Source organism: Paenibacillus sp. 05T425 (assembly GCF_056396205.1).
This window is the reverse complement of record NZ_JBFTLA010000029.1, coordinates 1-25,841: the sequence shown is the minus strand read 5'-3', so window position 1 is coordinate 25,841 and position 25,841 is coordinate 1. Positions and strand designations below refer to the sequence as shown.

The window sequence follows — 25,841 nt, the reverse complement described above, 5'->3', positions numbered from 1 at the left end:
TCTGCTAATGTACCATTGGTATGAAGACGGGACCATAGGAAAGAGTTTTTCGTTGGGAACGTTATATGCCGATGATGATTTTCGTCAAATTACTCTTACACTTTTTGAACAACAACAAGATGGTAAGTCTAGTTATTGGAGTGGTAAGGACGGTCTGATGCTTACAGCCCCAGCGAAGGACCGAACGGAGGCGTTACGTTTAGCTAACAAATTAATGGCGAATATATTAAAAGGACTTCAACCATTGAACTAAACGGAGAACTATAGCTCAACAGGACGTTACGGCAGCCGGCTTTACAATTGGCTGCCGTTGTTCGTTGAAGTAACGGGCAGGATAGTTTAGAACCCTTCTTTTTTGTGGAAACATTTAATAAATTCCCACGTCTAAAAGAAACAAGATCATTTTTTGGGGGATACAAATGCTTAAGAAATCGTTAATGCTGTTGTTTACAGTGTGCATATTTGTACTGTCAGCTTGTCAGGACGAACAATTTGTATTAACAGATGACAATAAATCGAAATATAGAGAAATTGCTTGGAACACTGTTGAAACCGAGCAAAGAAAGCATGTTATAAAGAACTGGACAGAAGCAGATGTTTCTACGTTCGTCTACAAAGATCAATGGATCGTACCCCAGAAGGATAGGAGCCATCTCAAGAATCAGGAGTTGGTAAGGGTAAGTTTTTCAACTGATCAGGATGGTTTATTAGGACCAATAGTTGTAGTGATTAATCCAGAAGATGATGCCATCGTAGGTTATTTTCCAAGATACTAATTAAGCTAATGGAGAACGTTAGTTCCATAATACAACCAGGACGAGGTTGCCGGAAAAATCGGTAGCCTCGTTAAGCTATTGGGCAGGATACATTAAGGTCATGCGAGGTGAATCACAAATAGAGCGAATTTTCAGGCTGAGATTCTTTCTCGGGGCGTCAAGTTTGGGGGCGGGTAAAGAAAAAGCCCCAACCAATCAAGCAATACCTAAATGTTGACAATAAATAAACGATCGTTTATTATTGATTCATGAGACATAGAGATGATAACAAAGTCGAAGCAATATTCGACGCGACCATTCAGCTAATTAATGAGATCGGTTTCTCTGATACGTCGATATCAAGAATTGCCAAAAGAGCGAGTGTATCGGCAGCGACGATTTATATTTACCATGAGAACAAAGAGGATCTGCTCTACAAGACCTACTTGAAGATTAAAGGCAAGATGAGCGAGAAAATGTTTCAGGGAGTGGATCATACCCGAACAGTTTACGAACGATTTGAGGCTATCATCCGCAACTATGTTGATTTTATTCAATCCTTCAAAGAATATTTTTTGTTTCTGGAGCAAATAATGAATTCGCCTTTGCCCCAGAAATGGTGCCTAGAGGATACGGCAAGTCAGTTTCAACCGATCTTCGAGATGTTTGACGCCGGCATCCGACAGGAGATGTTGAAGAAGGAGGATATTAACATGTTAGTTGTTTACTCCATCTTGCCAATAGCCGAATTGTTGAAAGCACATTTGAAGAACGGGACCATATTGAATAGTAAACAATTAGATTCTGCCATCAAGATGAGTTGGGACGCTATTAAGGCATAGCAAAGTATTTTAAGCGATGCATAGCATCGCTGTTCTTTCCACCTTTAATAAATGAATATTCACTTATTTTTGGTGAAATATGATAAAAGAGAGGCAAAGAACAATGAAGTTTACCATCTTTGGAGCTAGCGGGGGTACGGGCTTACAGCTAATTGACCAAGCGATCAACAAGGGACATACCGTAAAAGCCTTTGTACGTGCCGCAGATCGAATCCCGTTTACCCTGGAGGGATTAACAGTTGTAGAAGGCAATGTATTTACTGAAGAGGATGTAGGATCGGCTGTTGAGGGGCAAGACGCGGTGTTTGTAGCTTTAGGAGCCACAGCAGGAAGACCTTCAGATCTATGCTTACGTGGGACTCGTTCAATTGTGAACGCGATGAGAAGGCATAAAGTAAAGAGACTGGTCGTTCTTACGGGCTTTGGCACCAGCAGAGAAAGCAGGAATCAGCTCGGAATTGGGATGAGAATGATTGTAAAACTGGTTTCTTTAATAACGTTCCGAGAGTTTTACGATAAGGAAAGGCAGGATGGTATTGTGCGGAAAAGTGGATTGGACTGGACTATCGTTCAGCCTTCAAGGCTCACCAATGAGCCGGGCAAAGGGCGATATAAGCACGGTGCTATTACTCCTTCCATGCTAGCTAAAATTTCTCGTGACGACGTGGCTAGATTCATGATCGATTCAGTTGAACATGCTCGTTATATCAAACAAACCTCGTTTATTCACGACTGACTGTAACAGCTTTGCATGTAGTAATGACCCAATTACATTTTAAAATATAAGCTTTCGGAGGAATAAATCATGAGACCAAACTGGACGCCTGACGATCTCCCAAACTTAAGAGGAAAAAACGCTATCGTGACGGGAGGCAATGGCGGGGTAGGCTATTATACGGCATTAGAGCTAGCGAAGCACGGTGCCAAAGTGATCATTGGAAGCCGTGATCATAGGCGCGGCGAAGAAGCAATCATAAAGATGAAACAAACGGCACCGAATATAGATGTAACAGTGGAGCCATTAAACTTGGCTGATCTGAAGTCAGTTCGAAGCTTTGCCGACACGATCCACGGGAAAGTGAAAGGAATAGACGTCCTTATAAACAACGCTGGGGTAATGGCAGTTCCCACTCGTGAACTGACGGCAGATGGTTTTGAAATGCACTTCGGAACCAATCATCTTGGACACTTCGCGTTGACAGGTCTGTTATTGCCGTTAATTGAAAAGAACCACGGTCGAATCGTTACAGTTAGCGCACAGTCAGCTCAAATGGGTGATATAGATTTTTCTGATTTAAAAATGGACAAGAAATACAGACCAATGGCAGGATACAATCGCTCGAAACTTTCAAACATACTGTTTGCCCGAGAATTAAATCGACGTGCGAAGAAGAAAGGTATCATTTCTATAGCGGTACATCCCGGTACAAGTCCTACAGGCATCGGGAGAAATGCACCGAAGGGAACCAAAGCATTCGGACTGCTATTAATGAAAATATTCGGAACTCCTCCTGATCAATCGGCTTGGCCATCACTTATTGCGGCGACGGATTCGACAATCACCGGAGATATTTACGTAGGGCTAGGAATGAATCCTCTAAAGGCTAAGAAACCGAAGTTTGTAGATTTCCCCAAAAAGGCATTGGATGTGCGGCTTGCGGAAAAACTTTGGTTACTATCCGAGAAGTTAACCGGAGTACATTATGACTTGTAAAAAACTATCAAGGATGGCTCCTTTTTTTTCGCCTATAGACCCGTTAAAATGAACCGTATCACATATGCCAGTTCATTACGCAAACGAGGAACGATATTTGAATGTACATAGCGGCAGCCGGTCATGTGATCATCCAGGATGAAGTTGAAAGGCACGAATCCCGAGACACATTCCAAAACACCCAAACACAACAAACAAGGAGCAAGATCCACGGAGATCTTGCTCCTTGTTCTACATTTAGGGAAAGAAAAAAGAATCCTTGGCTGCAACAAGACCCAGTGTGGGATAAATCTCATAAAAAACAACTTAGTTTTTCAAACGAGGAGAACAACTCTTAAACAAACCTATATAATGTGGCACATCGTATAAGAAGTCTTGATTTTTGTGTTTTTTTTAATTTGCAGTTCGGGATATAGTCCGTGGCGGTATTATGCCCAAATCAACACTCAAAGCGTTCAGATCAAGGGGAAGACAGAATAAAAGAACCCCTGGAGAGTATCCAAGAGTTTCTTCTGTTTTTTATTTGTAGTCCGCCAGTCCAAGGTAGTGCAGTGAGACGATGTTCTCGTAGCCCATTGCCGCCCGTAGATTCTGCTTATTGCTTTCAGTCAGTTTGGCGTACGCTACTTGCGCCTCGTGGAAGCTTTGAAGGCGGTTCTTACCATTCTCGATCCCCTCGTAGTACTTGTAGACGAAGAAGAACGGATTATCTTTCTTCAAGAGCTCCTTTCCAACCGCGACGTAGTCATTCCAGTCGTCGCCTGTCTCTCCTTCCGGAGTGGGAACCCGAAGCCACAGGTAGTTCATGGCGTCTCTGTTGTAGGTCGGAATGGTGTAGGCGATAGGGTTGATCATCTTCCCTTTTGCCATTCCATCGTGGATGATACTGTTCGCGTCCAGTCCCTTGGCGGAAGCCATACCCCAGAAAAATGCCGTGTAGTAGTTGGAGCTCAGGATTGTAACGCTATTGCGGTCAATGAAGTAATCCTTTCCACTCTTTTTCAGAGCGGCTCCCTCGGTGCCTCCGTCGCCGCCCACTACGAGATCCATTACCCCAGACTTGTTTTCCTTTGCCAAATTGGCGGCGAGATCCTTATAGTAGATGCGAAGGTTGGTATTATTGAAGAAACCGAATTCATTTTCTTCTTTCATTCGCTTCATGAGGAGGGCAATGTCGTCCTGAGCGATTCCGTCTTGGATCTCGTAAGGGGCCGTAAGAACGACGGACGGAACGGTTTTATCATCGATCTGTTTGCGGTATGCTTCGTAGTTTCCGATGTAATTGGAGATTTCCCCTTTCGTCAGCGGAAGGCGCGAGACGGGCCATTCGGGGATGATGCTGATTGGAAGGTTCTCCTGCACGATCCCATAGACGTTGACGTCCGTTAGGTGTTTGCTATCGTTCTTGAAAGTGGAAAAGAAAAGATCGGACACGTACTTTTCGACCTTGTTGTGCTCGACGCCGTTCCACTCGAAATTACCTTCCGTGAGTTTCATCTTATGAATGTATGAGAAGGAAGGAACGTCGCTTGCCAGACCGAAGATCTGGATTCCAGCGACCTTACCGCCGAGCTTCTTCTGCTCTGATTTCAGAGCGTCATACAATTGAGGTGCCGTCTTGAACTGCGCCGCGTCCAGCAGAACGTTATGAGTCTGCCTGAATTTGTTGGCGAATAGTTTGATCGAAGCCAAGTCTTGAGCAGCTACCTTCTGGCTGTTGTAGACGAAGTAGTAGCGGCTTTCTGGTGCTGCCGCGCCTGTTGTGATAATAACCTGCTTGCGGCTTTCATCCCACTTAACATCAGCTCCAAAGCCTTCTGCAACGAACCTTGCTGGTACGAAGGTTCTACCTTTGATTTTGGTAGCGGCGACGTCAAGCAGGACTGATTTTCCGCTGACTTCAGCTTTTGTGTCATTCAGGCGAAGAGTGACGACAAAGCCATCCTTATTACCTGTGATTGTCTGAGTGACATCCTGCCAACCTACCTCCGCGCCTAAACTCTCGAAAATGGCACGGAGCGGAACCATCACCCTTCCGTCTATTTTTTGAGGAGCAACGTCAAAGTAGATGGGGCGGCTGTCGATTGTCGCCGTAATTTCAGTGCTTCCCCCGCTGGCAACCGTTAGGCTGCCGAAGGGGAGTAGAGTAGCAATCAGAAGAATTAGAAATGCAGAAGTCCATTGAAACTTTTTCACGCTAGTATTGCCTCCTTAATCTTTGGTTGTTATGCCCATTTTTTCACAATGCTTTATTTCAGTCAATTGAAAATTAGCGAAACCTGTCGATCGAGGTTAAGCGCTAAAGGCCTTGAGATGATCCTGTGGATGAGTTCAGAAGTTCTCAAACAACTGTTTACACAGCATTGAGTTCAGAAAGTTGTTGATATAAGAGATTCAAAGTGAATGAAGAATATATCGTATTTGCTTACGGCGATCCAGATCAACTTGAAACAGGACTTTGTGAAGGAAATAAAACTCTAGCATCTGCACAAGAAGAACTTAAAGCATTGGGAGCAGGATATAAACCCACTAAGATTTCACTCGCTCAAAAGGATCCTTTGGAAATATCCTTCGATAACAAAGAAAAAGATGACCGATTCTAACATTGTTCATCTTGCTGGTCATATCATTAAGAAGGCGACGGCGGTGATAGCATCTGTTGCGACTTCCCTTTCTCGGTACCTATTCACCTTTGGGCGTTAAAATAACGAGGAACTATAGCTTCATAATCATCAGGACGAGGCTGCCGGCATAAATCGGCAGCCTCGTTGAGCTAACGGGCAGCATTCCTATATTGAACAAATACGAGATTTAAACAACAAAAATACTCCTTGGTAAAATGTTATTGGATCCACGATGCTGGCCGGCTGACGGATTCCAATAACAAACCAAGGAGATTACAAGATGAATTCTACTCAAAATGAAAGAATTATTCAAATCACTCCATCAACTTTAATTATCGGAGTCGACATTGCTAAATTCAAACATGTGGCTCGAGCTCAAGACTACCGCGGAGTCGAGTTTGGGAAACCAATTACTTTTGAAAACAATAGACAAGGCTTCGAGTTGTTTGTGAACTGGTTCCGCATAATTTCGGAGGAACACAGCTTTCATGACGCTCTAGTAGGAATGGAACCAACTGGCCATTACTGGATAAACCTTGCTTATTTCCTGAAAGAAGAGCAGATAGCATATGGTGTTGTAAATCCATTGCACGTGAAGAAAAGCAAAGAGTTGGATGACAATTCACCTACCAAAAACGACATTAAAGATGCGAAAGTCATTGCACAGTTGGTCAAAGACGGGAGATACGCCGTACCGAGCTTTCCTCAAGGCATTTATGCTGAACTAAGGGAAGCAATGAAGATTCGCGAGATCCTAACGACCGACCTTTGCTTGGTCCAAGCACAAGTCCATAACTGGTTAGACCGATACTTTCCAGAGTTCCTGACGGTATTCAAGGATTGGGAATGCAAGTCTGCGATTCAAATGTTAAGCCTCTATCTAATGCCGCATGAGCTTGTTAATGTGTCGGATGAAGCCTTATTGCAGCATCTGCGAGCAGTTGCAAAGCGAGGTCTTGGTCTAGGTCGGATTAAGAACTTAAAGGAAGCAGCAAGCCGTTCAGTAGGCATAAGAGAAGGCACAGAATTAGCAAAAATGGAACTCAAGCTCCTGCTCACTCAGTATGAATGGCTTCATAGCCAACTCTTAGAGCTTGAAGCAAGGTTGGATGAGTTACTCATTCATACTCCTCACGTTCAGCAATTGATGGCCATAAAAGGGATTGGAAGAGACACCATTGCAGGATTCCTTGCTGAAGTACATTAGCCAGTACCGTCATCCTAAGCAAATTACAAAGCTCGCTGGATTGAGTTTAAAAACGAATTCGTCCGGTACTCATACAGGACAAACTAAGATAACGAAGAGAGGCAGGAAACGTCTTCGTGCCTTACTATTTAGAGTAATGATGCCGTTAGTGGCTAAGAATACAGCCTTCAAAGCCTTGCACGAGTATTACACAAAACGGCCGATAAATCCGTTGAAGAAAATGCAATCTCTCATCGCGTTATGTAACAAACTCATTCGGATCCTTTTTGGCATATTGAAGAAGGGACATGAGTTTAGCGAAAGGAAGATGTTCCAGGATATCCCTCGATTCAGAGAGTTACCACTAGCAGCTTAACGGAGTGTTTTTAAAGACGATGACCAAAACCATAGTAAAATAACAAGAAGCACGGATGAGTCGGAACGGCACTATCATACGGACGAAGATCCTGTCGGGCAGCATATCTGACCTCCACCTCATGGACAGGTTGAATGAAGGAATGTGGGAGCGTAGACTCTGTGAGATGTGGGAGGGTTGACCACCATGAGCTATGTGGAGACCCAATTGTGCAACCATACTTTACCGCAGTAGCCACTTTTTACAGTGAGGTGGTCTAGGTGGATGTCTTTTTGCGCAATTACCAGCCCCACAAATTTCTTCATCTACAACTTCGTTCCATTGAAAAGTTATCTTCGGAATAGAACGCTGGGTCAAAAGCTAAGAAAAAGTGAGCATTTAAGAGAAAAGTGATTCTCCATAGAGGGAGGATAGTTGAATAAAAGCTAGTCCACCCGTTTGCATAAGTTCCTGCAAACATTTTTGAGTTTATAGAGGGACTAAAGACTTCTCCCTAACAGCGTCCCAACTTGTGTAGCCATTACTTTAGGCGGATAAGGCATTCCATTTCTAATCCACCATTCAATTGTACCTACATAAGCGGTACCGGCATATTGCAGCATTACATCATCGATTAAATCTATATTTCTTCCGCTTTCTCTATCTATCTCACCTTTGAAACCTTCAATAAAAGATGTTAGAAGTCGAGTTCTGAAAGCTGACGGTACACCTGTACTTGCCAACATGGTTGAAAAAAATAAAAAATTTTTCTCGAAATATTCAAAATAAGGTACTAGAGCCTCGTTCCAATCCATCTCACATGCCCATTCGTCCATCTCTCCTAATTCACTCAGGTGTGTTTCTATGAGTTTGTCCAATAAATCGAATTTGTCTTGAAAATGAAGATAAATTGTTCCGCGATTTAGGTTTGCCCGGTCTGCAATATCTTGAATGGTTATATCATCAAAATTTTTTTCAGTCATCAGTTCAATAACAGCTTTTTTTAAAGCCTCCTGCGTTTTAAGAATTCTCCGGTCTACTTTAGCCATCGTTTACCCACCATACCTTCTAAAGATACTTAACATTTATATTTCTTATGTTGATTTATCAACAAACCTCGTTTCTTTAACCATTGAATTAACGCATCTTGATCATATAATAATAAACACAAGTTGATTAATCAAGTCTTGTTGTTTAATCATCAAAGTTTGAGCTATGGAAAAGAGATAATGGATCAAGAAATGAACGTCAAATACACGATCAGGAGCATAACCGAGGAAGTCTTTATCGAAGGGAAGAAGGTGACCCGCATTCATACCGCATGGCAATTAGGAAACGGTGAAATTTTACTATACGAATACATGTCCTGCAACTATCCTTCATACAGTGTTTGCTTCTTTGACAATTTAGATAATTATCTTGGAACATGCCAGGAAGTTAGTTGGTTGAAGATAGGACCATTTTAGCGGCGTTAAGTGATGGTTAGAGAGTTTGCGCGTATTATAGAAGTTTTTGAAAGTTTTGTTAAAAGAAAGTAGGAGCTAATTTGATGGATAGAAAAAATCATTTGTTTATTTTTATTTTAACGATAGGTGTTTTCGGTATCTTAAACACGGAAATGGGTATCGTTGGGATATTACCTTCGATTGCTGATCACTTTAATGTCAGTATAGCTAAAGCAGGGTTACTAGTGAGTCTCTTTGCACTCGCTGTCGCCATCTCTGGACCGATTCTTCCGTTATTATTTTCGGGCTTAAATCGTAAAAAGGTAATGTTATTTGTAATAGGTGTTTTCGTTCTTGGCAACGTCGTCTCCATATTCGCATCAAGCTTTACCGTTTTGTTAATTGCTCGTGTACTTCCAGCCTTTTTACACCCCGTATACGTCTCAATAGCTTTAACAGCAGCAGCTGCATCAGTTAACAAGGAAGAGACTCCTAAGATGATTTCAAAAGTATTTATGGGAGTAACGGGGGGGATGGTACTTGGATCACCAATCTCTAGTTTTATTGCTACTTCAACTTCAATTAAGATGGCCATGTTGTTTTTTACTGTCGTGAATGTAATTGCATTTATTACTTTACTATTTATACCATCCATGCCTGTTAAGGAAAGACTCTCTTATGGATCTCAGTTAAGTATTTTAAAACGGTTCTTTACTTGGCTGTCCATAGCTGCAGTCGTATTTATAAATGCAGCGATGTATGGAGTAAGTAGTTACCTTGCTGAGTATCTTGAAACCATTACTCATATACCTGGGAAAACAACCAGTTTAATGTTATTCATATTCGGTGGGGCCAGCATAATAGGGAACATTGTTGCAGGCAAGCTCCTTACAAAAAACACAATGAAATCTATAATATCCTTTCCATTCGTATTGGCATTTGTTTACATTTTATTGTTTTCAATGGGGCAGTTCACTATACCTATGGCAATCATTGTTTTCGCTTTTGGGATAGTAGTGGCTATAGGGAACAATATCTCGCAATATTGTATTGTATCTGCAGCACCAGAAGCTCCTGAGTTCTCAAATGGCTTATTTTTAGCTTCTGGTAACGTAGGGGTAACAATCGGGACAACAGTAGGAGGAACGATTATTACTGAGATGGGGACAAAATATGTGGTATTAGGCGGATTCCTATTTTTGTTATTGAGTATACTGTTTATTTTAATGAGAAACTACATGCATTATCCCATTAACCTCACTAACAGAGAGAGACAGTAAGAATTAATAATAAACAAAAATTGATGATCTGTTGCTAAATTAACAAATCAGAATTTTTTAACCATTGAATTCAAACTGCTTAGATCTATAATAATAGACACAAGTTGATTAAACGACTCAAATTGCTTATCGCGATTATTGCACAATAATTTTTTGATTGAGAAGTTTAATAAATTTTGATCTATATGTACACGTAAGATTGAAGCTTTGATTTACAAATACGGATTAAAGAAAAGGAAGGACTTAGGACTTATGAAGAAAAGATTATTGGGTAACTTGGAGACTTCATTACTTGGATTCGGGTGTATGGGACTAAACTATCATCGGGGTCCGGCAAAAGACCGTAATGAAATGATTCAGGTCGTGCACTCCGCTATTGATGCTGGCATTACCATGTATGACACAGCAGAAGTTTATGGGCCTTATACAAATGAAGAGCTTGTGGGTGAGGCGCTTGCAGGTCACCGCAGCAGGGTACAGATTGCGACAAAAGGCGGTTTTAAGATCTCTGGTTTAACAAATGAGCTTGACAGCCGGCCAGAGTCCATCATCCGTTCAGTTGAAGAATCTTTAAAAAGATTGCGTACGGATTATATCGATCTATATTATATCCATCGCGTGGACCCAAAGGTTCCAATTGAAGATGTAGCGCTGACTATGCAACAACTTAAAAATGATGGAAAAATCCTCCATTGGGGATTGTCGGAGGCAAGCGCTGAAACCATTCGCCGGGCACACTCCGTTGAACCGCTGGCGGCAGTGGAAAGTGAGTATTCGATTTGGTGGCGCGATGTAGAGCGAAACATTCTCCCTGTACTCGAGGAATTAGGGATTGGCTTAGTTGCCTATAGCCCTCTGGGACGTGGATTTCTAACCGGAAAAATAGACAAGAACAAATCTTTCACTGAGAATGACAACCGAGGGGAGCTACCGCGGTTTACCAAGGAAGCAATGGAAGCGAATCAAATAATTATTGATTTTTTGAATAAACTGGCTGAACGGAGGAATGTAACTCCTGCACAAATAGCACTTGCATGGATTCTTTCCCAGAAGTCCTTTGTTGTTCCAATTCCAGGGACAACAAATGTCAACAGAATCCCTGAAAATGTTGCATCAACTAATATCGAGTTTACTGAACAAGAGCTACAGGAAATCAATGAAGGAATCGCCAAGATCCAAATTGTTGGTGACCGTTATCCGGAAACAGAAAAGAAAAGGACCGGCAAATAAGCAAATACTAATTCTGCCGAAAGTTTAAATCAAAACAAAAGTTTCATAAATGAAAAGAGGGTTAATTGGAATGAAAGCAAATATGATGTATGCTGCTGGTGATGTTCGCGTAGTAGAAATACCCGTTCCGAAATTGCAAAAACCGACTGATGCCATTTTGAAGGTGGTTAGCGCTTGCATTTGCGGAAGCGACCTGCATCCTTATCATAGCATGCATGCCCATGAGCATGGCGAAGKTGAAGCCATGGGCCATGAAGTCATCGGAAGAATTGAAGAAATGGGATCGAACGTTACTGGATTCAAAAGAGGCGATTTGGTTGTCGTTCCTTTTGCTTATGGTGACAACACATGTCCTTTTTGCGAAGAAGGATTAATGACTTCATGCATGCACGGAGGGTTTATGTCCGGTTGCCAGGCGGAGTTTGTTAGAGTACCTCAAGCACAAGGAAGTATGTTCAAATTGCCTGACGAAATAGATGAGAACTCTCCATTACTGCCTTCGCTATTAACATTGTCTGATGTATACGGCACTGGTTATCATGCGGCTGTGAAGGGCGGTGTGAATGAAAATACGACAGTAACGGTTATCGGTGATGGAGCAGTTGGTCTTCTTGCCGTCCTGTCAGCGAAGAAACTCGGTGCCAAGAAAATCATTCTCATGGGTCGACATAAGGTACGGACAGATCTTTGTGTTGAATTTGGTGCCACAGATGTTGTTTCTGAGCGCGGAGAAGAAGGCATTACGAAAGTTCGGGAGTTGACAAATGGCGAAGGAACACACGTTGTTCTTGAATGTGTTGGTCTAATGCCTGCTTATGAGATGAGCCTTGGTGTAGTGAGGGCTGGTGGGGTTATCAGCCGTGTCGGGGTGCCTCAGTATGAGGATGCTCCCATCGGCTTTGCTAGTCTTTTCGGGCGTAATATAACGCTGACGGGGGGACCAGCGCCAACGCGTGCATATATGGAAGAATTATTGCCGGACATCCTTAACGGAACAATTGAACCTGGTCGTGTATTTGATGTAACCGTTGATCTGGATGGGGTTCCAGAAGGTTATCGTGCCATGGACAAACGTGAAGCGCTCAAAGTATTAATTAGACCTTAATAAAATACTGGTTAAGAAAGGAGATAAGAACTATGCCAGAAAAACAAACAGCAGGGCGAGATTTGCTTGGAGAATTCGCTCCTAAATTCGCAGAACTTAACGATGATGTATTATTCGGTGAAGTTTGGTCCCGAGAGAATGAATTGTCTCCTCGCGATCGCAGTGTGATAACGGTTAGTGCTCTAATCGCTGGTGGGAACTTTGAACAATTGCCAGCTCATTTACAAAGAGCAAAAGCAAACGGTGTTACCCAAGAGGAAATAGCTGAAATGATAACCCACCTTGCTTTCTATACTGGATGGCCAAAAGCGTGGTCAGCATTTAACAGAGCTAAAGAAATCTATAAGGACTAAGGAAGACAAGGGTCATGATTATCAAAGACTTGAAAGATACGATTTTATTCGATACAGGAGAACCTAATCCATTTTCTCAATTTTTCGTAGGTCAAAGTTATTTAAAAATGCTCACACCCGGCCCAAATGCTATTGGGAATGTGACGTTTGAACCGGGTTGCCGTAATAACTGGCATTCTCATGCAGGGGGGCAATTATTGTTTGTTACTGCCGGAGAAGGTTATTATCAAGCTATGGGCGAACCTGCCCAACGCATAAAAGCAGGGGATGTAGTAATCATTCCAGCCGGGGTGAAACATTGGCATGGTGCTGCAGATGACTCATGGTTTGTTCATTTAGCAGCTGCTGGTGATCCGAGCAAGCCAGAAACTGAATGGTTTGAGCCTGTAAATGAGGAACAGTACGTAGAAGCAAATAAAGTGAAATATTGATAATGCTTTAAACCGTGAGACACTTGTAGCGGATGCAAGCTATTCATTCACGAACATTTTCAATTTAAAGAAGAATCTACTTAATAGATATTAAGCTATTTGGGAACTTTAGTTCAATGCTCCATTTTTCATCAAGCTATTGGGCAGGACAGAGTGAATGATGACTGAGTCCAATACTTTATAATTCGGCCGGCAGCACACTTATTATTTTAATCAACAGTAACAAGGACATATATTGTGTAACAATTTATATTTGTCGGAAGACAAGAACATCTGTACAACGGAGGTCGCATAAACTGCAGCTTTTTTGTTTTTTGTATAGAAGTTCTTGTCGCCAGCTCAAGACAAGAACTTCTATACAAAGCCGTATTAGGACAAGAACTTCTTTACAGCCCTGTGATCCCGAAAAATGCACGATTTATTAAGCTACCTCGGTACGATGCAGTTTTCTCACGAATGCTCGCTTATTCGCAGGATTTCTCCAGAGGATGAATCGTAAGCCGGATTGAATGGGACGAGAGCCGTCTATATGGGCAACCGGCGAGCATGCGGGAACAGAAGGGGCGAGTTTTCGCTCCTTTTTTGTTGGTCTGCTGCACGCTGCTCCACGTACCTTCGGAGGTTTTCACTCCCATTTCTCGACGGGTCGATGCCCTTTCATTCCTTCGTTACGCCTATCCAGAGGGTGGAGGCCGGTAATCCTAACGGTACGGGTCGATGCCCTTTTGTTTAATGCAATCCGGTACTCCGTGCAATCTTGAAATCCTGCGAATAAGCCAGTTTTTGTGCTGAGCGAGAAGCGATTAAGCAACCTGCTTCATAGTAAGAGATCGATCCGGTTCGTAAGCCTCTCCGCTGCGAGTTATGGCAACCAGAATACGAGCCAGCTTACCGCAAAGTTTCATCACTGAGCGCATTGGCTTCATGCCTTTCGTCTTTACATTCACTTCGTGCTGTMGTTTAAACGCTTCATCATTCATAATGAGGGCCATGGTTGCCATGAACAGGGCATGTCGAAGTCTTGGTCGGCCACGTTTGCTAATGGACATCTGGCCCTTCCACTTGCCTGAGCTTGCTTCAGCTAGGTTGAGGCCGGCATGCCGCAACAACGCATTGCCATGAGCATAGCCGCTGAGATCGCCAGCTTCACCTAGAATGCCGGTGACAGACAAGATGCTCATCCCCTTCATTGCGAGCAGCGGCTTGGCCAGTGGAATACGGGCCAGAGCAGTCGCCACTTCATCCTCGATTACCTTTAGCTGCTCCATAGCCAGATCATATTCGGCCAGCAACTGTTGTATATGAAGCTTATAGGCTTTCTCGGCATGCTTTGCGCCGACCGAGCGAGTTGCCAGCGCCAGTAGTTCACCAGCTCTTGGTTCACCGCTGTGCCGTTTCATGACTGTTTTCCAACCGTCGATTATCTGGCGAACGGTGAGCTTTTGAAGCTCAGCAGGTGTTGGAAAGAGACGCAGTGTAGCGAGGACCCGGAGCCAATGAGGTGCTTGTATACCTGTCTCAGCTCTGGAAACACAATGTCCACCCAGTGATGGATCTGGTTCTTGACGCTGACAAGACGATGGACGATTGTCTCCCGGTTCGCCATGAGCACTCGAAGTTCTATGAACACTTCACTGGTTTCTTTAATGACCGTGTAGTAGCCGTTTTTCACCATGTCGGCGATAACCAAGGCATCCTTGATGTCGCTTTTGGAGGGAGTATTATCGCGGTTTTCCTTGTTCTTTTTGACAAGATGAGGGTTTACCAACACGACCTCGAAGCTCCGGTCTCTGAGCCAGGAAGCGAGGCCGAGCCAGTAGTGGCCAGTTGGTTCCATACCGATGATGGTGTCGTTTAGTTGGTGCGTTTCCTGCAAATCTTTCATCCACTGCAGCAGTTGGCTAAAGCCGGCCTCGTTATTGAAGAAGTGAAGCGGAGTGCCGAGCGTGATTCCACGGAAGTTGACAGCGCGAGCAACATGGGATTGCTGGGCGATGTCGATGCCGACGACAAGGTGCTGGGTTGAAATGCGTTCGAGCAGTTGATTTTGTTTGGCTTGAGCTTTAAAATTCAAGATAGAGCGACCTCCTTAAGATGGCTAAAGGGCTATGACCCGTGACTACACCATCGTACCGGAGTCGCTCGTTTTTATGCAAAGCGCAAAATTAACGCTCTACAGGAATCCTAACGGGCAGCATAGTGTAATCGTTTTGGGGTTATATTAAGACCAGTTCATTTAATAATCTCAACAATTTCGATATGTAATTCAGAATTCTAAAATTCGACTATCGACTATTTGACAAAGTGAAATTTTCAATGATATTATTTGCATGCGCACACAAATTAAATGGAGGTTTCAAATATGAATAAATTATCAACACCATACAATTTGAAAGGTCTCGAACTTAAAAATCGAATTGTGATGGCTCCGATGTGTCAATATTCGGTTGACCTTAAAGATGGTGTACCAAATGATTGGCATTTTGTACATTATGTTTCCAGGGCTGTTGGGGGGACAGGATTAATTATTGTTGAGATGACTGGAGTCGATCCAGATGGACGAATTACTGATGGAGATCTTGGTTTGTGGTCCGATGAACAAATACCAGCTTTTAAGCGTATTGTTACGGAAGTCAAAAAACATGGGGCTAAGATTGGCATCCAGATTGGACATGCTGGAAGAAAAGCAGAGGATGCGAATGTACCTGTAGGGCCATCCACTGTTCTAGGAGGAGCGCTTCCTGAAGAGACGAAATATGGAGAATTAAAGCTTCCCCGTGCTCTCTCACTTGAAGAAATTGATCGAGTCATTTGTCAATTTAAGAATGCAGCAAGGCGTGCAGTAGAAGCAGGGTTTGACACCATCGAACTTCATGGTGCTCATGGCTATTTACTTCACCAGTTCATGTCACCAAGTATTAATCGTAGGGAAGACGCTTATGGCAAAGACTTATCTAAATTTGGTGTTGAGGTCATTAAAGCCGTCAAAAGCGTTATTCCTGAGCATATTCCACTGATCATGAGAATTTCTGCAATTGAATACATTGATGGTGGATATGATATTGAATATGCACTTAAAATGAGTGAGAAGTTCAAAGCAGCTTGAGTAGACATATTTCATGTTTCCAGCGGAGGTGAAGGGATACCAGGAATATTGAAGCCTTTAAATACACCAGGTTATCAGGTACCCTTTGCACGAAAATTTAGAGAAGTACTGGACCTACCTGTTATCGCAGTAGGTAAGCTTGAAAATGCTTCACTGGCTCAAGCAACTATAACAAACGAAGATGCGGATCTTGTGGCAGTGGCGCGAGGAATGTTAAACGATCCTTATTGGGCTTTACATTCAATCAAATCGATAGAAGGCAAAGTTGAATCTCCCTTTCAATATGCAAGAGGAATTCGCTGAAAATAGATGATCTTTTGACATCAGTTTGGGTTAAGGTAAACTATATGTGTTGTTGAATACACTTATAGTAATGAAAGGGCGATAACTTTGAGTCATTCGGAACATCTGATTCATGACTGGGTCAATTTCTCTAAATACCATGATCGGATTAACAATGCTTTAGAACATATACTTCAAGATAAATATCAACTCAGCTTAAAAGAGTTCTATTTGCTTATGTTTCTTTATCAAACCGGAGACAAAAAACTTCGTCTAGCCACTGCATCAAAAATGATTGGTTTAAGCCAAAGCGCGCTTTCCCGCCTAATCATCAGACTCGAAAATCATTCATTCCAGCCTGTGGACCGCAGTGTGTTTGAAGAAGATAAGAGAGGTTTTTATGTTGTCCTTACTCCAAATGGGGAAAAGTATATTGCTAGTTTAATTTCAGAAGTTAGCTCAGTCTTAGAAAATTCTATGACTAAGAAAGACAAAATTAATATTAGATTATTCACCTCGTAGTCTGAACAACGGCAACAAATCGGCTGTCGTTGTTCTCAACTAACGGGAGACGATAGTTGAATAAAAGTATGCGGCGCCAGCCATCACCTGGAGGAGCGAATTTGGATACTAAAGAATTAGAGTTTTTTGCAGAAAAACATAAATGTTTTGAAAGAGCGGTTGATGGCTTCTGGATCTATGTAAATTCATGGCTAGAGGAAGAACCTGCTGAAGTCAAAGAAGCTTTTGAGACCCTTGATCTCACATCTGTAGTTTTATCTAAAAAGAAAATTGCCTTAGTAGTAAATTATCGTACTGATGAGCCAATAAGATTCGTTACAACTACTTTGAATGTATCTTTGGATAAAGTAGTTATTGGCGAGTATCATTTTGTTTTGAACTTAGATGGTAATGGCATTGATGATTCTTTGAGTTTTCACCCACGTCCAAAAATAGAAGATCGAATATAAATAGTTGAACTAACGGCGAACTTTAGTTGAAGAAAAATAAAATTGGACCATACATCTTAGACATGTCTAATATGTGTGGTTCTTTTAATTTCAACTGTTTAACTTACCTAACCTAAATATAACACTGGCTGTACAAATATATGGATGATCGTGATGGTGACGGCATGGTAGGTGAATAAGACTAAAATAAATKAACATAAGAACAGAACATTTTACTCGTTGGACGATTTAACGGGTATGTGAAACAATGTACTTAAACTAACGGAGAACTTTAGCTCAATAAACACAGCGGTAGCCGATCATTGGATCAGTTAAGCTAAAGGGCAGGATTGCTTAATCGATTCGCGAATACATCAAGTATTGATAAGTTCAGAGAATGAGGTCGAAAAGTAATGACATTCTTGAACTGGCTACGAAATCGGGCATCTGCGAAACCGGAAATCCTTTTGGCGGGTCGACGACCGATAATGGTCCACTGTTACGGCTCGGGCTCTCGCCTTGGAAGATCTCGCCAATGCGCGTCGGATCCAATCGGAAGTTAAACTGCTTGTTTTGGTAGCCCATATCGACATATTTGCGGCATTCCGGATATTTGTTAATATCGTAATTCGATACAGGGAACAACGAAGCTGATCTTATCTGGAAAAATTAGTATGCGTTTGTAATGTAAGATTGAGTTAGATGATGGACAAAATAAATCTGATTTGACATCAAAGGAGGCAACTTTTTCGTGGGAATCTTAAGCGGTAATCCAAAAGATGAGCCAATGCATTTAGGTGAAGTATCCAGTGTTTGGGCGGCTTCTACTACAGCTAAAGGAGCAGTTTCTTTTTATCAAGCCTATTTAAACCATGCAGGTGACAAAGACCTAAGGAAGTTGATTGAGGACTACATTGATCAAGCAAAACAAGAAATAAAAGAACTGGATGAAATACTAAATGCGAATGGTATCGCTCCTGCTCCAATAATGGCTGACAGACCAAAAGCAAATCTTGAAGATATCCCTGTGGGTGCTCGTTTAGCGGATCAAGAAATTGCCGCTGCGATATCTGCCGACACAGCAACAGGTGTTGTTGCTAGCACTCAAGCAATGGCAATGTGTATTCGCGAAGATATTGGTGCATTATTTGCAAAATATGCTGCTGCAAAAACGGTACTTGGTGGTAAAACGCTTAGAATGCTTAAGGATAAAGGTTGGCTAGTTCCGCCTCCTTTACTTATCAAGAGACCAGAAACAGTTAGTGTTTAATTAAAATGGAATTCGGTTTGTTGTTAGAAGAGGTATAGTCGATCCTAAAATTACAAAAATTAACTCGTTTAGCTTAGTGCTAGCGGGTTATTTTTTAGGCGTTAAAAAAACCAACCAGAGTTAGAAATTATTAAGCCCTAGGTATAACTGTCGGAAAAGAATCGCATATTAATCAATGTAAGATATTAACTGCAAAAGGGGTAAAATATGGGTAAAGTTGCAATGGCACTAGTGATTGTCGGGGCTTTAAATTGGCTTCTTGTCGGTTTATTTGAGTGGGACCTTGTCAGCGCATTGTTAGGAGGCGATTCTCATCGTGAATCCTCAATGATAAGCCGCATCGTATATAGCTTGGTCGGGATTAGTGGGTTGTATTGTATCAAATATTTATTTATTAATGAAGAACACGCAAGAACATAAATATCGCGAGCCGTTGGACGCTCGTTACAAGATTCCGCGCCTGTGCGGAATCTTTTTGTTTTCTGATTTCAATATTATATAACGATCCGTTACGCTAACGGGAGACGATAGCGAAATTCAATAAGGAGCAGTTTGCCGCGGCAGCTGCTCCTTATTCATTAAGCTAAATGGCAGTATACGTTAATGAGCAGTTGCTTCTTGAAGGACATTCATTGGCTTATTACGAATAGACATACAGAGAGAGGTGAGATTGATGTATGACTATATAAGCATCCATTCTGATGATTACACGAAAAAAGTAACGTCAAAGAATTTGGAACATTATTTAACTTGTCATCTGGGTTATGAGAAAGTTAGTCATCTAACATTTTACAAAGAACTCCACGGAGACCCAATCAGGGTGAGAGGTATCCCCGCTGAATTAGATGGTAGCTACGCGATTTATACACTAGATGGTTTTGAAGAAGTAAACCTAATTGAAATAGATTTGCCGAGGTCCATTAGTGACATTCTAGAACACGCCATAACTGGCGTTGCTATTTCCATTTCAAAAGAGTTCTCATGGATAATAGATGAGGACCATGGATTAAGCTAACGATAGGTTAATTGAATAAGCATACCCAACAGCCGGCCAGACTGATCAGTTTTTCTTTTTCGTTGAGCATGAGGCAGGAAAATTGTATCGCATAAGGATAGCAATCAATGAAGCTATTCACCAAGGAAGAAAAGAAAATTGTAATTGATGAGTGCTTGTTTCATTGCATAATTGACCAAACGTCATCAAATGAGTCAATAAGTTTCTCTTGGAATATATTTCAACTACTCCTTCTATACTCTACTTCTGGCACTTAATCTTGAATATATCGACCTTTATTGAGAAGGTAGAAATATCAATCCCCATCTTGTTTTCTGTTTATCTGGCAGAACAATATTTGGTCAGTCATCCTGCAAGTCTGGTATTATAAACGTACGAAAATGTACTTATTTAAATGGCACCGACTCATTATCAATTCAATTTGAAGTATGGATGGATCTAGTTGCTGGACTATATGCCCAACTGCAGGATTTAAGGCACGGAAGAAAGCTAAAATAATTACATCATCATATGAGGAGTTGCCCAAATGAAAGAACAGGAACGCCGCTATTCCGCACTGATAGCGAACCAATTCCCAGATTTGATCATTCAAACCGTGGAGTCGCTTGGCGAAGGTTTTCGAAATATAGCGATACTCGTCAACGGAGAATGGGTATTCCGCTTTCCAAAGAGTCAACAAGGGGCAAATGAACTGAACAAAGAAATACAATTACTGCCACTGTTGGCCGCGCGTGTTAAGGTCGGGATTCCGGAGTTTGTATATATAGGAACAGAGGAGGATGGACGTCCCTTTGCAGGCTATCGGAAAGTGGAAGGGGAGATTCTGGGGGAAGACGGAATAGCCTCTCTCTCTGAAAACGCAAGGGAACGACTGGCTATACAACTCGCTGATTTCATGGATGCCCTGAACGCATGTCCGGTTGAAACGGCAATTCAGGCTGGAGTTCCCGTCCATAACCTCACGAATGACGTTCATTTGTTGAAGGAGGTTGCAAAGAGGCAGGTTTTTCCGCATCTTGAAACGTCTTCACGTGACTATCTCACCCAGCGCTTTCAATCCTATTTGGAGGATACGACATGTACCCATTATACGCCGACGCTGATACACGCTGATTTGTCGCCGGATCACTTTTTAACGGATGCGCATCAGACCGAATTAACGGGTATTATAGACTTCGGCGACGCCAAGATAAGCGATCCCGATTACGATTACTTGTATTTACTTGAGGATTGCGGGAAGGCGTTTACCCGGCAAGTGATGGCTTGCAGAGGCGAGGTTGATCTGGACGCCCGCATTCGAAAAATCTCCTTGTTCGTCACGTTCGATCAGGTCCGCTATCTGTTAGAGGGCTTAAAGTCTGGGGATCCGGATTGGATTCAAGAAGGGGTGGAAGCAGTGCAACAGGATAAACGGTTCAATGTGTAGAAACAGCCGATGACGGCTGTTTCTTTTATCGGAATACCATGCCATTACGCTAACGGGCAGGATAGTTCAGGAGATCTTTGTGATTCTGTGCTACCTGCTTAGATAGATTTCGTTACACTACTAGCTGCAGTTTTGCTATTCTTAGCATTTCCAATTCAAGTAAAAGAAGGACAGGGGTGCCCTGTCCTTTTTAATAGATGAGTGTAAACGCCTGATGAGTTTGCGGTTCGATCAAGGGTTACAGATCGACTTTCAAGGTGCCCAGCATCTTGGCGAATTTCGGATCGTGGTAGGATAAGAAAAGACTTTCCCGCGTATCGAGGGTGGCAAACTGTTGCATATCGTCTGCGCTCAACTCAAAATTGAAAATGTCGAAGTTTTCGACGATTCGCTCTTTTCTCACCGATTTTGGAATAACAACGACTTCACGCTGAACAAGCCAGCGCAGCACGACCTGGGCGACGGACTTATTGTGTTTTTCTGCTATCGAGGCCAGCACTTCGTTGCCGAACATGTTGCCCTTGCCTTCAGCGAACGGCGCCCACGACTGGTGCTGCACTCCCTGCTCTTTCATAAAAGCGGCACTCTCGATCTGCTGGTAGAACGGGTGCGTTTCAATCTGGTTGACGGCGGGTACGATTTCGTTATGCACAATGAGGTCCATCAGACGGTCGGGCAGGAAGTTGCTGACACCGATCGCCTTGATCTTGCCTTCGCGGTATAGGTCTTCCATCGCACGCCAAGCGCTATAGTAATCGCCGAACGGCTGGTGTATAAGGTATAGATCAAGATAGTCGAGCTGTAGCTTCTTCAAGGATTTGGCAAACGCCAGCTTGGCACTCTCGTATCCAGTATCTTGAACCCAGAGCTTGGTCGTGATGAACAGCTCCTCACGCGGTACGCCGCTGCGCTTGATCGCGCGTCCGACCGCTTCCTCGTTCAGATAACCGGCGGCGGTGTCGATCAGGCGGTAACCGGCCATCAGCGCTTCATATACCACGTTCTCGCATTCTTCAGCATCGGGAACCTGGTAGACACCGAAGCCGATAATCGGCATTTTCACTCCGTTGGTCAATGTTACGTTCTGCATTTTAACTCCTCCTAGTATTTAAATGTATAATAGCAAACAGCGCATATCCCGGGAATCGGGCACCCACTTACGGCTGAATTGCATTACAATAAGCTTAGAACCTTCGTGTTACACGAAGTCAAGCCGTCTTCACAACTTTATTTTCCAAGGAGGATTTGAACATGTATACGGTCAATGAAGCCGCCCAAATAACGGGACTCACCCAGCACGCCGTGCGCTTTTACACGGATAAAGGCCTGGTGCCAAGCGTACAGCGTAATCAAAACAACATTCGGATGTTCAACGACGAATCAATCAACTGGCTGCATGGCGTGAAATGCCTCAAGCAATCCGGGATGCCGATTGAATTGATTAAAAAGTATATCGATCTCTGTCTCGAAGGGGATTCGACCATTCCGCAACGCTTCGCACTTATAATGGAGCATAAAGAAGCGGCACTCGTTCAGCTTGAAGAAGCCAAACGGCACGTTGCCCATTTAGAACAAAAAACCGACCTATATCAGGCCATTCTGGAGCACCGCACTCCAGACACGACCAATCCCGGTAACTGGGACAAAATTCAGCATATGCATGCTGACGTATTTTACTCGCCCTCTGTTCGGAAGGCGTGAGACATATTTTGAGCACATCAACCGTTTTTGGGAAAATCTTCGGTTTAAACTCTCGATTGGCTCGCAATGAACAAGATTCACATCAATCTAGATTGAACTAATTGGGAACGATAGTTGAGGAGGAGTTGCATTTTCTAAAGCAGCTCCTCTTTGATTTATTCAGGTATTTTGATTAAACTTTATTGCAAAAGGGATATCAATGAAAGGACAGGTATGAAATGAAGAATAAAGCAGCGGTACAATTAGATGATTTAATTAATGAAATTGAATTTCAAATGGATGAGAACGTTTCATATATCAACACCCAGACAGGAGAAGTTATAATGTTATCGAGAGAAGAGATTAGAGCAGCAGAAGATGAAGAGGCACTTGAAAACTATCCAGATTGGCAAAGAGAGAACATTGAACAAGCAATGAAAATTATAGAGGATGAGGACGAGGTTTATATCGATTTCACATTAAAAAACGAGTACCATGAATATGAAATAGTAGAAGAATTTATTGGGACATTAAGCGAAGCAAAGGTTCGAGAAGAATTGTTTGGAGTTATTCAAGGAAAAGGAGCATTTAGAAGATTTAAAGACAGGATCGGAGTACATAACGTCGAAAAGCAATGGTATGAATTCAAAGAAAAAAAGGTTAAGGAATTAGTTATTGAATGGTGTGAAGAGAATGATCTTGTAATAAAGGAATGAAGTATTATTTGTTGTACATTCGAGAAATAAAAGTTGAATCAGACAAAAAGCTGACTGTGTGAACAGACAGCTTTTCTTGGCTATTCCGCTAACGGGGAACTTTAGCTGAATACAACATGGAGCAGATTGCGATCGGACAGATGCTCCATTTTTCATTGAGCTAGAGGGCAGGTTAATTTCAATATGTCTATACTTTCAAAGTAAAAGTAACAGAATGACTCGTCATACTGGAAAAATTCAGGAGGCATATTAATGGGGAAGACGTTCTGCAAAAGAACTAAAAAGATAAGGATAGATGGTTCTCAATTCCACTGCGTTATTAACGAGATTCCTAGTAATAAATTTGTGAATTTTAAGGTCTATTCATCAAAAACCTCATATTTTGAAGTGTTATTTACATGGCAAGGTAGCTGGCACTTCATTCCGCATAAGCCAAGTAATTGTGAAAGTTTAATTAGATATGCGATTGAAAATGGATGGGAATTTAGAAGTGAAAGAAAGCTCGCCCAGAAGATAAGCATCAGCAGCATCCGTTTTCACTTTACGAAGATTGGTTTTTCGAAGCCGGTTAGAAATAAGCGGATTGATAACGATAAATAGATAGTGATGCTCCTCTAGAAATTKAACAACAGGGCTTTGATAGTGCCCGGTTGCTTCCAGAATCAATGTAGGCCGATGACCTGATTCATGTTCGATGTCATGAATAACTTGAAGCAAAATCTCGAGACCATCCCATGTATGTTCGAAATGGAATATCCCTCGGTATGGCTTTCCTCGATTTAAAAAAGCTTGTCCGTGGCTTTCTTCTTTAGATATGTCTAGCCCTATAACAGGGTTCATGTTATCTCTCCTTGAAGTAAATTTACCGGTAGCCCCTATGAACCTCCTTGTCGCTCCACAGCATCGCATGTGATACGGGATCTATGTCCCAACCAGCCTCAATCATGGTCATGACAAGTAGGGGTGAACATTATAGCGCTTGGGATCAAGTCCCACTGGCAGGTACGTTCGACCCGGCTACTCTAATCCTCGAAGCTAATGCAAAAAGGATCAACCAGAAAGAAATGGTTGATCTCATAATACGAACGGGCAGATTAGCTTAATACCAAATAAAGGATATTAGCAAGCGTTTGTAGAAAACTTTATGCTAGAAGCAAGGAATAAGGAGGAGGTGGACATATGAATATGACCTCAATCGAAGTGGTTACTATTCATCCAGTTTACAATCATGCATTTACTGTATCTGAACATCCAGACGGCCAATTACCTCATATTGGAGATGCATTAGGTTGTGATTGTGTAATTGAAAAGTTTGTTGATGGATGGATGAGAAAGTATAGGAATGATGGACGTAACAATGAGGATTGGTACGGATGGGGTGCTGACGTTCTTGCTCCTTATGATGGAATTGTAGAATCTATTCATATTAACCCAGTTACTAATACACTAGGAAATATACAGCACTCTAGAGCAAGCAGCATTAGATTTTTAGGACATGACGATGTAAGAATTTGTTTTGCTCATGTAATGGATTTGAGCGTAAAGGAAGGCGATGCCGTTAAGGCAGGTGATATAGTCGCAAAAGTAGGTAACAACGGTTATTCTTGACATCCCCATATTCATGTTGGAGCATGGAAGGGAAATATTCCTCTTCAAATACGATTTGATTTAAAGTCTATGGGAAGTCAGTTAAAGAACTTTGGAGAAGAAATGTATTTTTTATAGGCATTAAAGATTTTTAAAAATATCATTACGCTCCCTCGAAATGATTCAATTTCCTCACTCAGACTCATGAATTCGCAGGATTTCATCCTGTAGTTAAATTGAAGAAAAGGATGATGGGAGAGCCGGTAGCTGGGAGATGGGGAAAAAGGCATGCGTAAATAAAGGGTGGATAGGAATCACCCATATTGTTCCATTATGCGCACATCTCCACTTCGCCTTAGCGATTCTCGCTCCCATGTCTCAACGGGTCATAGCCCTTTCATTCCTTCGTCACGTCTTAACTAAGGGGTGGAGGTCGGTCTTTCTAACGGAACGGGTCATAGCCCTTTTGCGTAACGTATCCCGATACAC

The 25,841-nt window shown here is 42.3% G+C and carries 23 protein-coding genes and 5 pseudogenes; 22 read left to right on the top strand and 6 right to left on the bottom strand.

Annotated features, from left to right (window positions below):
* From AC1DF0_RS31495 to AC1DF0_RS31475, 5 genes are all read left to right on the top strand, one after another.
* On the top strand, window positions 1-253 hold a 253-nt coding region (locus tag AC1DF0_RS31495; protein ID WP_477577457.1), incomplete at its 5' end, for a hypothetical protein.
* Between the two features lie 166 nt (window positions 254-419).
* Complete coding sequence (locus tag AC1DF0_RS31490) at window positions 420-776, top strand: hypothetical protein (RefSeq protein ID WP_442053594.1); 357 nt, start codon at window positions 420-422, stop codon at window positions 774-776.
* Between the two features lie 248 nt (window positions 777-1,024).
* Entirely contained in the window at window positions 1,025-1,597 is a 573-nt protein-coding gene (locus AC1DF0_RS31485; protein WP_477577455.1) for a TetR/AcrR family transcriptional regulator, read from the top strand.
* Window positions 1,598-1,700: 103 nt separating this feature from the next.
* Window positions 1,701-2,333, top strand: coding sequence for an NAD(P)-dependent oxidoreductase (locus AC1DF0_RS31480; RefSeq protein ID WP_442053364.1), 633 nt, complete (start codon window positions 1,701-1,703; stop codon window positions 2,331-2,333).
* A 69-nt stretch (window positions 2,334-2,402) separates the two neighbouring features.
* Window positions 2,403-3,311 (top strand): oxidoreductase, encoded by a 909-nt coding sequence (locus AC1DF0_RS31475; protein WP_442053365.1) that lies wholly within the window; start codon window positions 2,403-2,405, stop codon window positions 3,309-3,311.
* Between the two features lie 519 nt (window positions 3,312-3,830).
* Here AC1DF0_RS31475 and AC1DF0_RS31470 read toward each other — a convergent pair.
* A complete protein-coding gene (locus tag AC1DF0_RS31470; RefSeq protein ID WP_442053366.1) occupies window positions 3,831-5,507 on the bottom strand; it encodes a copper amine oxidase N-terminal domain-containing protein in 1,677 nt (558 codons plus the stop codon).
* 203 nt (window positions 5,508-5,710) lie between these two features.
* Here AC1DF0_RS31470 and AC1DF0_RS31465 point away from each other — a divergent pair, with 203 nt between their 5' ends.
* Both AC1DF0_RS31465 and AC1DF0_RS31460 read left to right on the top strand, forming a co-directional pair.
* On the top strand, window positions 5,711-5,914 hold the full coding sequence (locus AC1DF0_RS31465; protein ID WP_442053367.1) for a hypothetical protein: 204 nt from the start codon (window positions 5,711-5,713) through the stop codon (window positions 5,912-5,914).
* Between the two features lie 301 nt (window positions 5,915-6,215).
* Window positions 6,216-7,497 (top strand): annotated as a pseudogene (locus tag AC1DF0_RS31460) (IS110 family RNA-guided transposase).
* A 479-nt stretch (window positions 7,498-7,976) separates the two neighbouring features.
* On the opposite strand, the gene AC1DF0_RS31455 reads toward AC1DF0_RS31460, so the two are convergent.
* Window positions 7,977-8,525 carry a TetR/AcrR family transcriptional regulator gene (locus tag AC1DF0_RS31455; RefSeq protein ID WP_477577451.1) on the bottom strand — a complete coding sequence of 183 codons (549 nt, stop codon included), beginning with the start codon at window positions 8,523-8,525 and terminating at the stop codon, window positions 7,977-7,979.
* A gap of 500 nt (window positions 8,526-9,025) precedes the next feature.
* Between AC1DF0_RS31455 and AC1DF0_RS31450 the strand changes: the two genes are divergently transcribed.
* The 5 genes from AC1DF0_RS31450 to AC1DF0_RS31430 all read left to right on the top strand — a co-directional run bounded on the left by AC1DF0_RS31450 (window position 9,026) and on the right by AC1DF0_RS31430 (window position 13,320).
* Window positions 9,026-10,201: an MFS transporter gene (locus AC1DF0_RS31450; protein ID WP_477577449.1), complete on the top strand. Its 1,176-nt coding sequence runs from the start codon at window positions 9,026-9,028 to the stop codon at window positions 10,199-10,201.
* A 252-nt stretch (window positions 10,202-10,453) separates the two neighbouring features.
* Complete coding sequence (locus tag AC1DF0_RS31445) at window positions 10,454-11,431, top strand: aldo/keto reductase (protein ID WP_442053485.1); 978 nt, start codon at window positions 10,454-10,456, stop codon at window positions 11,429-11,431.
* 70 nt (window positions 11,432-11,501) lie between these two features.
* A complete protein-coding gene (locus AC1DF0_RS31440; RefSeq protein WP_477577447.1) occupies window positions 11,502-12,536 on the top strand; it encodes a zinc-binding dehydrogenase in 1,035 nt (344 codons plus the stop codon).
* A gap of 32 nt (window positions 12,537-12,568) precedes the next feature.
* Window positions 12,569-12,889, top strand: coding sequence for a carboxymuconolactone decarboxylase family protein (locus AC1DF0_RS31435; protein WP_442053487.1), 321 nt, complete (start codon window positions 12,569-12,571; stop codon window positions 12,887-12,889).
* Window positions 12,890-12,903: 14 nt separating this feature from the next.
* A complete protein-coding gene (locus AC1DF0_RS31430; protein WP_442053488.1) occupies window positions 12,904-13,320 on the top strand; it encodes a cupin domain-containing protein in 417 nt (138 codons plus the stop codon).
* 803 nt (window positions 13,321-14,123) lie between these two features.
* Here the strand turns inward: AC1DF0_RS31430 and AC1DF0_RS31425 are convergent.
* A pseudogene (locus AC1DF0_RS31425) lies at window positions 14,124-15,394 on the bottom strand (IS110 family RNA-guided transposase).
* A 288-nt stretch (window positions 15,395-15,682) separates the two neighbouring features.
* Between AC1DF0_RS31425 and AC1DF0_RS31420 the strand changes: the two are divergent.
* The 3 genes and pseudogenes from AC1DF0_RS31420 to AC1DF0_RS31410 all read left to right on the top strand — a co-directional run bounded on the left by AC1DF0_RS31420 (window position 15,683) and on the right by AC1DF0_RS31410 (window position 17,679).
* Window positions 15,683-16,729, top strand: a pseudogene (locus AC1DF0_RS31420) (NADH:flavin oxidoreductase/NADH oxidase).
* An 87-nt stretch (window positions 16,730-16,816) separates the two neighbouring features.
* Window positions 16,817-17,230 (top strand): MarR family winged helix-turn-helix transcriptional regulator, encoded by a 414-nt coding sequence (locus AC1DF0_RS31415; protein ID WP_442053229.1) that lies wholly within the window; start codon window positions 16,817-16,819, stop codon window positions 17,228-17,230.
* A gap of 101 nt (window positions 17,231-17,331) precedes the next feature.
* Window positions 17,332-17,679, top strand: a complete 348-nt coding sequence (locus tag AC1DF0_RS31410) for a hypothetical protein (protein WP_477577444.1) — start codon at window positions 17,332-17,334, stop codon at window positions 17,677-17,679.
* A gap of 369 nt (window positions 17,680-18,048) precedes the next feature.
* Here the strand turns inward: AC1DF0_RS31410 and AC1DF0_RS31405 are convergent.
* A pseudogene (locus AC1DF0_RS31405) lies at window positions 18,049-18,303 on the bottom strand (hypothetical protein); the annotation flags it as partial.
* Window positions 18,304-18,409: 106 nt separating this feature from the next.
* On the opposite strand from AC1DF0_RS31405, the gene AC1DF0_RS31400 reads away from it, so the two are divergent.
* From AC1DF0_RS31400 to AC1DF0_RS31385, 4 genes are all read left to right on the top strand, one after another.
* A complete protein-coding gene (locus tag AC1DF0_RS31400; RefSeq protein ID WP_442053227.1) occupies window positions 18,410-18,928 on the top strand; it encodes a DUF3231 family protein in 519 nt (172 codons plus the stop codon).
* A gap of 207 nt (window positions 18,929-19,135) precedes the next feature.
* Complete coding sequence (locus tag AC1DF0_RS31395; RefSeq protein ID WP_442053226.1) at window positions 19,136-19,348, top strand: DUF378 domain-containing protein; 213 nt, start codon at window positions 19,136-19,138, stop codon at window positions 19,346-19,348.
* A 253-nt stretch (window positions 19,349-19,601) separates the two neighbouring features.
* Window positions 19,602-19,943, top strand: a complete 342-nt coding sequence (locus AC1DF0_RS31390; protein WP_442053225.1) for a hypothetical protein — start codon at window positions 19,602-19,604, stop codon at window positions 19,941-19,943.
* 526 nt (window positions 19,944-20,469) lie between these two features.
* Window positions 20,470-21,369, top strand: a complete 900-nt coding sequence (locus AC1DF0_RS31385; protein WP_442053224.1) for a phosphotransferase family protein — start codon at window positions 20,470-20,472, stop codon at window positions 21,367-21,369.
* 238 nt (window positions 21,370-21,607) lie between these two features.
* On the opposite strand, the gene AC1DF0_RS31380 is transcribed toward AC1DF0_RS31385, so the two are convergent.
* A complete protein-coding gene (locus tag AC1DF0_RS31380; RefSeq protein WP_442053223.1) occupies window positions 21,608-22,459 on the bottom strand; it encodes an aldo/keto reductase in 852 nt (283 codons plus the stop codon).
* A 161-nt stretch (window positions 22,460-22,620) separates the two neighbouring features.
* Between AC1DF0_RS31380 and AC1DF0_RS31375 the strand changes: the two genes are divergently transcribed.
* Both AC1DF0_RS31375 and AC1DF0_RS31370 read left to right on the top strand, forming a co-directional pair.
* Window positions 22,621-23,070: a MerR family transcriptional regulator gene (locus AC1DF0_RS31375; protein WP_442053222.1), complete on the top strand. Its 450-nt coding sequence runs from the start codon at window positions 22,621-22,623 to the stop codon at window positions 23,068-23,070.
* 218 nt (window positions 23,071-23,288) lie between these two features.
* Entirely contained in the window at window positions 23,289-23,765 is a 477-nt protein-coding gene (locus AC1DF0_RS31370) for a UPF0158 family protein (RefSeq protein WP_477577440.1), read from the top strand.
* Window positions 23,766-24,245: 480 nt separating this feature from the next.
* Here AC1DF0_RS31370 and AC1DF0_RS31365 read toward each other — a convergent pair.
* Window positions 24,246-24,605: pseudogene (locus AC1DF0_RS31365) on the bottom strand (IS110 family transposase); the annotation flags it as partial.
* 339 nt (window positions 24,606-24,944) lie between these two features.
* On the opposite strand from AC1DF0_RS31365, the gene AC1DF0_RS31360 reads away from it, so the two are divergent.
* Window positions 24,945-25,373 (top strand): M23 family metallopeptidase, encoded by a 429-nt coding sequence (locus AC1DF0_RS31360; protein ID WP_477577438.1) that lies wholly within the window; start codon window positions 24,945-24,947, stop codon window positions 25,371-25,373.
* Window positions 25,374-25,841: the final 468 nt, after the last annotated feature.

Coding starts and splice junctions, on each gene's coding strand:
- AC1DF0_RS31490 (WP_442053594.1), top strand. CDS start 420: ATGCTTAAGAAATCGTTAATGCTGTTGTTTACAGTGTGCATATTTGTA.
- AC1DF0_RS31485 (WP_477577455.1), top strand. CDS start 1,025: ATGAGACATAGAGATGATAACAAAGTCGAAGCAATATTCGACGCGACC.
- AC1DF0_RS31480 (WP_442053364.1), top strand. CDS start 1,701: ATGAAGTTTACCATCTTTGGAGCTAGCGGGGGTACGGGCTTACAGCTA.
- AC1DF0_RS31475 (WP_442053365.1), top strand. CDS start 2,403: ATGAGACCAAACTGGACGCCTGACGATCTCCCAAACTTAAGAGGAAAA.
- AC1DF0_RS31455 (WP_477577451.1), bottom strand. CDS start 8,525: ATGGCTAAAGTAGACCGGAGAATTCTTAAAACGCAGGAGGCTTTAAAA.
- AC1DF0_RS31450 (WP_477577449.1), top strand. CDS start 9,026: ATGGATAGAAAAAATCATTTGTTTATTTTTATTTTAACGATAGGTGTT.
- AC1DF0_RS31445 (WP_442053485.1), top strand. CDS start 10,454: ATGAAGAAAAGATTATTGGGTAACTTGGAGACTTCATTACTTGGATTC.
- AC1DF0_RS31435 (WP_442053487.1), top strand. CDS start 12,569: ATGCCAGAAAAACAAACAGCAGGGCGAGATTTGCTTGGAGAATTCGCT.
- AC1DF0_RS31430 (WP_442053488.1), top strand. CDS start 12,904: ATGATTATCAAAGACTTGAAAGATACGATTTTATTCGATACAGGAGAA.
- AC1DF0_RS31395 (WP_442053226.1), top strand. CDS start 19,136: ATGGGTAAAGTTGCAATGGCACTAGTGATTGTCGGGGCTTTAAATTGG.
- AC1DF0_RS31390 (WP_442053225.1), top strand. CDS start 19,602: ATGTATGACTATATAAGCATCCATTCTGATGATTACACGAAAAAAGTA.
- AC1DF0_RS31385 (WP_442053224.1), top strand. CDS start 20,470: ATGAAAGAACAGGAACGCCGCTATTCCGCACTGATAGCGAACCAATTC.
- AC1DF0_RS31380 (WP_442053223.1), bottom strand. CDS start 22,459: ATGCAGAACGTAACATTGACCAACGGAGTGAAAATGCCGATTATCGGC.
- AC1DF0_RS31375 (WP_442053222.1), top strand. CDS start 22,621: ATGTATACGGTCAATGAAGCCGCCCAAATAACGGGACTCACCCAGCAC.
- AC1DF0_RS31370 (WP_477577440.1), top strand. CDS start 23,289: ATGAAGAATAAAGCAGCGGTACAATTAGATGATTTAATTAATGAAATT.
- AC1DF0_RS31360 (WP_477577438.1), top strand. CDS start 24,945: ATGAATATGACCTCAATCGAAGTGGTTACTATTCATCCAGTTTACAAT.